Origin of the sequence: Mesorhizobium sp. B2-7-1 (assembly GCF_006440735.1) — a bacterium.
Taxonomy (GTDB): domain Bacteria; phylum Pseudomonadota; class Alphaproteobacteria; order Rhizobiales; family Rhizobiaceae; genus Mesorhizobium.
Genome location: NZ_VFUA01000171.1, coordinates 1 through 8419 on the forward strand (window position 1 = coordinate 1; position 8419 = coordinate 8419).

The window sequence follows — 8419 nt, forward strand, 5'->3', positions numbered from 1 at the left end:
CGCCGACATCTACAACACCAAGCTCGGACCGGCGCCGACGCCGGTGATCTTCTGGGTGGCGGTTTCGGCCGCGCTGTCGCTGTTCCTGTCGCGCACGGTTTTCGGCCGCTACGTGACGTCGGTCGGCGAGAACGTGCAGGCAGCGCATTTCTCAGGCGTCCCGGTTGCCCGCACCGTGGTGCTCGCACACACGCTGGCGGGCCTGTTCGCAGGGATTGCCGCGCTGGTCCAGACGGCTTCGATCGCCGTCGGCAGCGTCCGGGTCGGCCTCGACCTGCCGATCCTGGCGGTCGCCGCGACCATCCTTGGCGGCGTCGTTTTCGGCCGTGGGGAAGGCGGCGTCTGGGGGCCGTTCTTCGGCGTGCTGTCGTTCGCACTGCTGTTCGTGGTGATGACAACCTTCGGCGTCGACGAGCCCGGCAAGCTGATCGCGCAAGGCATCATCATCCTGCTTGCGGCGATCCTCTACGGCATCAGGCAAAGGTCGAGCTGAGGGCGGGGCAAAGTCCGGGACGGCCAATAGTCAATCGCATAGGGAAATGGATTGGAGACATGACCAAAAGATCGATTTTGTGTTTTGGAGATTCGCTGACCTGGGGCTGGATTCCGGTCGTGGAGGGATCGCCGACGCATCGCTACGCCTATCAAGACCGCTGGACGGGCGTGATGGCCTCGCATCTGGGCGACGGATATCATGTGATCGAGGAAGGTCTGAGCGCCCGCACCACCAGCCTCGACGATCCCAACGATCCGCGCCTCAACGGCAGCGCCTATCTGCCCTCGGCCATCGCCAGCCACCTGCCGCTAGACCTCGTCATCGTCATGCTCGGCACCAATGACACCAAGTCGTTCTTCCGCCGCACGCCCTACGAGATCGCCAACGGCATGGCCAAGCTCGTCGGCCAGATCCTCACCAGCGCCGGCGGCGTCGGCACACCCTATCCGGCCCCGCAGGCGCTGGTGGTCGCGCCGCCGCCGCTGACTCCGATGCCGCATCCCTTCTTCCAGGGCATGTTCGCCGGCGGCCATGAGAAGACGGCGGCGCTCGCGGCTGAATATCGCGCCATGGCCGATTTCACGAAGGTCGATTTCCTCAATGCCGGGGATTTCATCACCACCGACGGCTGCGACGGCATCCACTTCACCGCGCAGAACAATCGCGATCTCGGCAAGGCGATAGCGGACAAGGTCGAGGAGGTCTTCGCGCGCCAACCCGACCGCAAGGTTGCCTGAGAATTCAAGTGTCATCGCGCATCGGCCCCTCCAGACCGATGCGCCGACTGCGGGACCGGCGCGGCACCGCCGGCCCGCAATTTCGGCAGGCTGATCGTGCGGGTCTCGTCCGGCCATGGAAACCATGAACGGACCCGATCCATGGAAAAAATGTTCGAGGTGGGGCCTTCGAGAGGCGGATCGTTCCTTCTAAGGCGGGCTAGAGTCTATAAAAATTATAGACATTAGATCCGGCGTCGACTTACCGAGAAAGTGCCACATCATGCCCAATCCAACCGTTGTCGGTTTCTCTGGAAATTTCACCCGGCCGTCGAAGACACGCGGTTTCGTCGAGCAGGCGGTCAGGGACATCGCGGCCCGCAACAACCTGTCCGCGAGCACCTTTGATATCGAAGACGTTGGCCCTTCGCTCGGCAGCGCCAAATGGGCGCGCGATCTCGATCTGCAGGCCCGCGATATTCTCGACAGGGTCGTCGACGCCGACGTGCTGGTGGTCGGATCACCGACCTACAAGGGCAGCTACACCGGTCTGTTCAAGCACTTCTTCGATCTGCTCGACCCGGCCTCGCTGAGGGGCAAGCCGGTGCTGCTGCTTGCAACGGGCGGCGGCGAGCGGCATGCCCTGATCGTCGAGCATCAATTGCGGCCGCTGTTCGGCTTCTTCGAGGCTCTTGCGTTGCCGACGGCAGTCTATGCGACGGACAAGGATTTCGCCGACGGCGTGCTGGTGTCCGAAGCGATCCGCAAGCGCCTTGCGCAGGCCGTCGACGAGGCAGGCTATGCGCTTTCCCGCCGCGACGCCGGCCGGCGGATCGCGGCGGGAAAGCCGAAGCACCCTGTTTGGCGATGCGACTGCCTCAGATCTCCGTGACGAATTTGGTTCGCAAGTAGGCGTCCAGGCCCTCAGTTCCGGACTCCGATCCATAACCGGATTCGGCCGGCTCGCCGACCACAGTCGACCTGTCGCCATTCAGGGCCGACAGGTTCTAGCTTCCCGGCACAGATCTCTCGCTTGCGACCCGGATATGCCGCTTCGCGTCGGTCTATCGGATAACGGATTGGTGTAGCTGGAGACAGCTGCAGGGAATCGACGCTTCATGACATCAGCCAATATTCTGATCTGCGATTTTGTCGGCCTCCGCTTTGGCGCGGACGGCAATCCCGACCACAGCGAGGTCAAGGCTTACATCGAATCCAAGGGTGGCGTGTTCCACCAGACAGGCGTCGCCAGGGCCGGAGCCCTTGACCGCGGCAAGCTGCATTTCTTCTACCAACCGCAATTGAGCACGCGCGACGAATTGTTGGCCGAGGCGGGCGAGGGCCGCTACGATGCCGTCATCGCCGCGGCGACCTTCATTCCGGCGGAGGCGAGGTTCCGGCTCGGCGGCGTGCGCATCGGCGCCGGCACCGGCAATATGGGTTCGGCATCGTGGGGTGGGGGCAGCGGCGAGGGTGGCGAAGCGCCGCTGATGAACACGCCGGGCATCAACAGCCGTGCCACCGCGCAAATGGCCATGAAGGCGCTGCTGAAAGTCAGGCCGGACCTGCCCGTGGACAGGCTCAGCGCGCTGGTCGCCGTCGGCCAGTTCGATACCGGAAAAGACCTGCGGCATTACCCGAGCGAGAAGCTCGAAGGCAAAAGACTGGCCGTCATCGGCTATGGCAATATCGGTCGCGAGTTCGCCAGGCTCGGCCAGGCTTTCGGCATGCGGGTCGCCATCCATGCGCGGCCCCGTCACCGCAAATGGATCGAGCTGGAGGGTTTCGACTACGCGGCAAGCATGGAGGACGCGGCGCGTGGCGCGGACGCGCTTTCCGTCCATCTCGGCCTGGGTGCCTTCGATGCCGGCCAGAAAAAATACGCCAACGCCGGATTGATCGCAGACGAGGTGCTTTCCGTCCTCAACCCAGGCGCCGTGCTGATCAATTACGATCGCGGCGAGCTGGTCGACGTTGCCGCGCTGGAGCGCGCGCTGGCGTCGGGGCGCATTTCCCATGCGGCGATCGATGCGGACCTGTTCAATAACGGCGGCACACTTTCGGGACCGATGCTGCCTTATCTCAGGCTGGTCGAAACCTATGGCCAGCGTCTGGAACTCCTCCCGCATGCAGCGGCCGACACCGACCACCCTTCCCGCGTCGCGGGCGCCAAGCAGGCCGTCGATCAGATCTATGCCGCCATCGTCGAGCATCGTGTCCACAATCTGAAAGGATCGCTGCCTCCGGGTTTTGTCGACATGGGAGCGAAAGTCCCGGCCGGTATCGGCGGCATCGATCCTCGGCATCTGGCGGCGCTGGCCGCCGATCGGGACGTGGCCGCCGACCTCGCCCGATCGAGCGCTCTCGTCGCCGCGTTCTGGGAACAAATCCTGGCCGCGTCCGCGCAGGAACGACCGGTATTGATCGCTTCCGGAGGCGAGGCATTCGCCGAGGCCGCGAACCGCCTCTCCACACTTATGCGCAGGCACCATCTTTCGGGGCCGTTCACTTCGGGAACGATCTGATACCCACTGTGCGGCGACCCGCTCGCCAAGCCTTTGAAAAACTTGGTGATCCCGACAGGAATCGAACCTGTGACCTACAGATTAGGAATCTGCCGCTCTATCCTACTGAGCTACGGGACCACGCGGCCCGACACATAAACGCTTCGGGCCGGTTCGCCAAGGGGCGAGAAGGCTATGGGACCGCCGGTCGCGGCGACCGGCGGATCGTCAGGCGGCCAGCGCGGTCTCGGCCAGCTTCACCCAATAGCTCATACCGTGCGGGATGACCTCGTCGTTGAAGTCGTAGGCCGGATGATGCAGGCCGGCGGAGTCACCGTTGCCGATGAAGATGAAGGCGCCGGGGCGGGCTTCCAGCATGTAGGAGAAATCCTCGCCGCCCATCACCGGCTGGATGGCGCGGTGGACATGGCTGTCGCCGGCGATGTTGGCGGCGACATCGCCGGCAAACACGGTTTCCTCGGCATGGTTGAAGGTGACGGGGTAGTTGGCGTCGTAATCGACCTCGATGGTGGCGCCGAAGGCGGAGGCGAGCCCGGCGCAGAGCGCGCGGATGCGCTCTTCCGATTTCTTGGCCACTTCCTTCTTCAGCGTGCGCACGGTGCCGGCGATCTCAGCGCTTTCGGGGATGACATTATAGGCGTCGCCGGCGTGGAACTTCGTCACCGACACCACCACGGCCTCGACCGGATCGGTGCTGCGCGAGGCGACGGTCTGCAGCGCGCCGACCAGTTGGCTGGTGATGACGATCGGGTCGATCGTGCCGTGCGGCATCGCGGCATGGCCGCCGCGGCCCTTGACGGTGATGGTGAATTCGGCCGTCGCGGCCATGATCGGGCCGGGCTTGATGGCGAACTGGCCGACCGGCAGGCCCGGCATGTTGTGCATGCCGAACACTTTCTCGATGCCGAAGCGGTCCATCATGCCGTCCTTGACCATTTCGTTGCCACCGCCGCCGCCTTCCTCGGCCGGCTGGAAGATCACCGCCACGCTGCCGGCGAAATTGCGCGTCTCGGCGAGATATTTGGCCGCACCCAAGAGCATCGCGGTATGACCGTCGTGGCCGCAGGCATGCATCTTGCCGCGCACGGTCGAGGCCCATGGCTTGCCGGTGATCTCGTCGATCGGCAGCGCATCCATGTCGGCGCGCAGCCCTATCGTCGGGCCATCGCCCTTGCGGCCGTGGATGATGCCGACGACGCCGGTCTTGCCCAGTCCCGTCACCACTTCGTCGCAGCCGAAGGCCTTCAGCTTCTCGGTGACGAAGCCGGCGGTCTGGAAGACGTCGAAATTCAGCTCCGGCGTCTGGTGCAGATGTCGTCGCCAGCCGGCAACTTCTTCCTGCATTTGCGCGGCGCGGTTGAGAATCGGCATGATCGTTCCATCTCTTGGTTGATTGGCGGCAGTCGGTTCAGAGCCGTTGCTCAGCAATTGTGAATGTATGGCACTTTGCCATTTTGACGTCACATAGGGTAAATAGCACCACAACAATGCGGTCCGGGGTCGAGGGTCGGGCCGAATTTGTGCTGGCGATGGGTAACGAAATCTTACGGACCCGGCAGCGACTACGGCAAGAGGCGATTTTCGGATTTGATCATGCGGCAAAGGCATTTCATCAACCTGTTGCTGGCAGGCGCGCTGGCATTTCCGGCGCTTGCGGGCGTGGCGCGCGCCAATCCCGTGGTCCTATTCGATCTGAAGAGTGGCTCCATTCTGGAGCATCAGGACGCGTTCAAGCGCTGGTATCCGGCCTCGCTCAGCAAGCTGATGACGGCCTATGTCACGTTCCGGGCCATCCAGGCCGGCGAGGTGGCGCTCGATTCGCCGATCAAGGTGACGAAACATTCGGCTGGCGAGCCGCCGAGCAAGATGGGCTTCAAGCCCGGCTCGGTGATGCGGCTCGACAATGCGCTGAAGATGATGCTGGTCAAGTCGGCCAACGACATCGCCATGGCAGTCGGCGAGAATATCGGCGGGTCGCAAGCCGCATTTGCCGACCGCATGAACGCGGAGGCGGCCCGGCTCGGCATGGTCGGAACGCATTTCGTCAATCCGAACGGGCTCTATTCGCCGGAACAGTATACAACCGCGCGCGACCTTGCCGTGCTGGTGACGGCGCTGCGCACCGATTTTCCGCAATACGCCCCCTGGTTCTCGATCGAGGGCCTTGCCGTCGGCAAGAAGGCGATTCCGAACTACAATCTCCTGATCGGCCGCTATCCCGGCGCCGACGGCATGAAGACCGGTTTCGTCTGCTCGTCGGGTTTCAACATGATCGGCTCGGCGACGCGCAACGGGCGCACGCTGGTCGCCGTGGTGCTGGGCGAGAAATCGGCGATCAGCCGCGCCGAAGCGGCGGCAAAGCTGCTCGACCAGGGTTTTGAGATGCCTGCGGCCACCTCGACGACCCTTGCCGCGCTCAAGCCCTATGGCGACACGTTGTCGCCCAACGACATGCATGACGAGATCTGCAAGAAGAAGGCGCCCGAAGAGCAGTCCGAGGCAGCACCCGAGGTTGCCGCCAAGGACGCGCCGAAATCGCCATACCGGGTGAAGCTCGACCACCCGACGCTGGTCGCGGTCGGGCTCGGCGGCGCGACCGGTCCGGCGCCGAAGGCTTTCGTCGACCAGGTCGATCAGAATTACGCCGATGTGCCGCTGCCGAGCTGGCGGCCCGACAGGCCGGCGCCGGCCGGCGCCGAGCCGCTGGCGACCGCCGCTGCCGGGGCGCAGGGCGACCAGTCGGCCAAGACGGCGAACTGATCCCTGCCATGGGCAGCAGCTTTCCCATTCCCGTTTCGGTGCTCACCGGCTTTCTCGGGGCCGGCAAGACGACGCTGCTCAATCGCCTGCTCAAGGATCCCGGGCTTGCCGATACCGCTGTGATCATCAATGAATTCGGCGAGGTCGCGATCGACCATCTGCTGGTGGAGCAGGCGTCCGACGGCATCATCCAGCTTTCCGACGGCTGCCTCTGCTGCACGGTGCGCGGCGACCTGGTCGACACACTCGCCGATCTCGTCGACCGGCTGCAGACCGGCCGTATCGCCAAACTGGCCCGTGTCGTCGTCGAGACGACGGGTCTGGCCGATCCGGCGCCGGTGCTGCAATCGATCATGGCGCATCCGGCGCTGGTGCAGGCGTTCCGGCTCGACGGCGTCATCACGCTGGTCGACGCCGTCAATGGCGAGGCGACGCTCGACAGCCATGTCGAGGCGGTGAAGCAGGCGGCGGTGGCCGACCGCATCGTGCTGACCAAGACCGACCTTGCCGATGCCGCCGAGATCGAGGCGCTGCGGGCGAGGCTGAAGCAGATCAATCCAGGCGCCGTCGTGCTCGACGTCAACGAGGCCGGCACGGGCGCCGCGGCGCTGTTCAATTGCGGGCTCTATAATCCTCAGACCAAGTCCGCCGACGTGCGGCGCTGGCTTGGCGAAGAGGCGGCGCACGATCAAGATCATCACCATGATCAGCATGATCAGGATCATCACCACGATCATGGCCATCATCACCATGACGGCGACGATGATCATGGCCACCATCATCATGCCCATCGCCACGACACGCGCGTGCGCTCGCACTCGCTTGTCCATGACGGCCCGGTGCCGTTCTCGGCGATCGAGATGTTCCTCGACCTTCTGCGCTCGGCGCATGGCGAGAAGCTCCTGCGCATGAAGGGTGTCATCGAGCTCGCCGAGGATCCGTCGCGGCCCCTGGTCATCCATGGCGTGCAGAAGGTCCTGCATCCGCCGGCAAGGCTGCCGGCCTGGCCCGACAGCCAGCGCGGCACCAGGCTGGTGCTGATCACGCTCGACATGCCGCAGGATTATATCCAACGGCTGTTCGCCGCCTTCACCAACAAGCCGTCGATCGACACGCCGGACCGCGCGGCGCTGGAGGCCAATCCCCTGGCGATTGCGGGATTATAAGCCGAAAAGACGCTGGCTCAGGCCGCTCTGCCGCGCTCGACCAGAAAGCGGTGGCCGCCCGCGACCGCGGCCGTTTCGACCAATTGGTGACCGGCATCGGCGCAGAAGGCGGGGATATCGATAACCGCGAGCGGATCGGTGGTTTCCAGCCAAAGCAGGCTGCCGGGCCGCATTGCAGCGAGCCGCTTGCGCGCCTTCAGCACCGGCAATGGACAGTTCAGTCCCTTGAGATCGTAGATGGCGGCCTGCCTTGCCTTTTGCTCATGCATGCCGTTATCCCAAAACCGCCTTCCACCCTCGGGTCAATGCCCGAGGGCATGCTTTCGGGCGACACGCATAGAAATCTCAGCCGCCGAACATGCCGAGCAGCTTCTTCTTCAGCTTCGACACGGTGCCTTGATCGGCGTCGGCGGCCTGCTCCGGCGCGGGCTGGACGGGCTCGACGCCTGCGGTGACGACCGGCTGCTGCGCCGCCTGCCTGGCGGCTTCCTTCTCGGCCAGAGCCTGCGCCTTTGCCTGCTCCTTGGCGGCCTTGGCCGCCTCGATGGCCGCCAGGCGCTGCTCCTCGGCCTTGCGCTTGGCTTCCTTCTCCGCGTCGATCGCCGCCATCTTGCGGCCGGCAGGGGAATCGATGCGGCCCATGCGGGTCGTTTCCGTCACCGAGCCGTCGGAATTCATCGAAGGCGGCTCGATCGGCACGCGCTCGCCGCGCGCGCGGCGCTTCGACCAGTCGGAAACGATGCTGGCTTCCTTGAC

Annotated in this window: 7 protein-coding genes, 1 tRNA gene and 2 pseudogenes; 6 read left to right on the forward strand and 4 right to left on the reverse strand. The window is 64.5% G+C overall.

What is annotated here, in order from left to right:
- The 4 genes and pseudogenes from FJ471_RS33360 to FJ471_RS33375 form a co-directional block, all read left to right on the forward strand.
- Window positions 1–493, forward strand: a pseudogene (locus tag FJ471_RS33360) (ABC transporter permease); the annotation flags it as partial.
- Window positions 494–552: 59 nt separating this feature from the next.
- The gene (locus FJ471_RS33365; protein WP_140810269.1) at window positions 553–1233 is read left to right on the forward strand and encodes an SGNH/GDSL hydrolase family protein; all 681 of its coding nucleotides are present in this window, start codon (window positions 553–555) and stop codon (window positions 1231–1233) included.
- 262 nt (window positions 1234–1495) lie between these two features.
- A complete protein-coding gene (gene msuE / locus FJ471_RS33370; protein ID WP_140810276.1) occupies window positions 1496–2104 on the forward strand; it encodes an FMN reductase in 609 nt (202 codons plus the stop codon).
- A gap of 226 nt (window positions 2105–2330) precedes the next feature.
- Complete coding sequence (locus FJ471_RS33375) at window positions 2331–3737, forward strand: NAD(P)-dependent oxidoreductase (protein ID WP_140810283.1); 1407 nt, start codon at window positions 2331–2333, stop codon at window positions 3735–3737.
- 43 nt (window positions 3738–3780) lie between these two features.
- Here the strand turns inward: FJ471_RS33375 and FJ471_RS33380 are convergent.
- Together FJ471_RS33380 and FJ471_RS33385 are read right to left on the reverse strand one after the other, a co-directional pair.
- A tRNA-Arg gene (locus tag FJ471_RS33380) sits at window positions 3781–3857 on the reverse strand.
- 87 nt (window positions 3858–3944) lie between these two features.
- Window positions 3945–5108, reverse strand: a complete 1164-nt coding sequence (locus FJ471_RS33385; protein WP_140810291.1) for a M20 aminoacylase family protein — start codon at window positions 5106–5108, stop codon at window positions 3945–3947.
- A 222-nt stretch (window positions 5109–5330) separates the two neighbouring features.
- On the opposite strand from FJ471_RS33385, the gene FJ471_RS33390 reads away from it, so the two are divergent.
- Window positions 5331–6497: a D-alanyl-D-alanine carboxypeptidase family protein gene (locus FJ471_RS33390; protein WP_140810298.1), complete on the forward strand. Its 1167-nt coding sequence runs from the start codon at window positions 5331–5333 to the stop codon at window positions 6495–6497.
- A gap of 8 nt (window positions 6498–6505) precedes the next feature.
- On the forward strand, window positions 6506–7663 hold the full coding sequence (locus FJ471_RS33395) for a GTP-binding protein (protein ID WP_140810305.1): 1158 nt from the start codon (window positions 6506–6508) through the stop codon (window positions 7661–7663).
- Between the two features lie 17 nt (window positions 7664–7680).
- On the opposite strand, the gene FJ471_RS33400 is transcribed toward FJ471_RS33395, so the two are convergent.
- Both FJ471_RS33400 and FJ471_RS33405 read right to left on the reverse strand, forming a co-directional pair.
- On the reverse strand, window positions 7681–7932 hold the full coding sequence (locus tag FJ471_RS33400) for a sulfurtransferase TusA family protein (RefSeq protein WP_140810312.1): 252 nt from the start codon (window positions 7930–7932) through the stop codon (window positions 7681–7683).
- A 76-nt stretch (window positions 7933–8008) separates the two neighbouring features.
- Window positions 8009–8419, reverse strand: a pseudogene (locus FJ471_RS33405) (hypothetical protein); the annotation flags it as partial.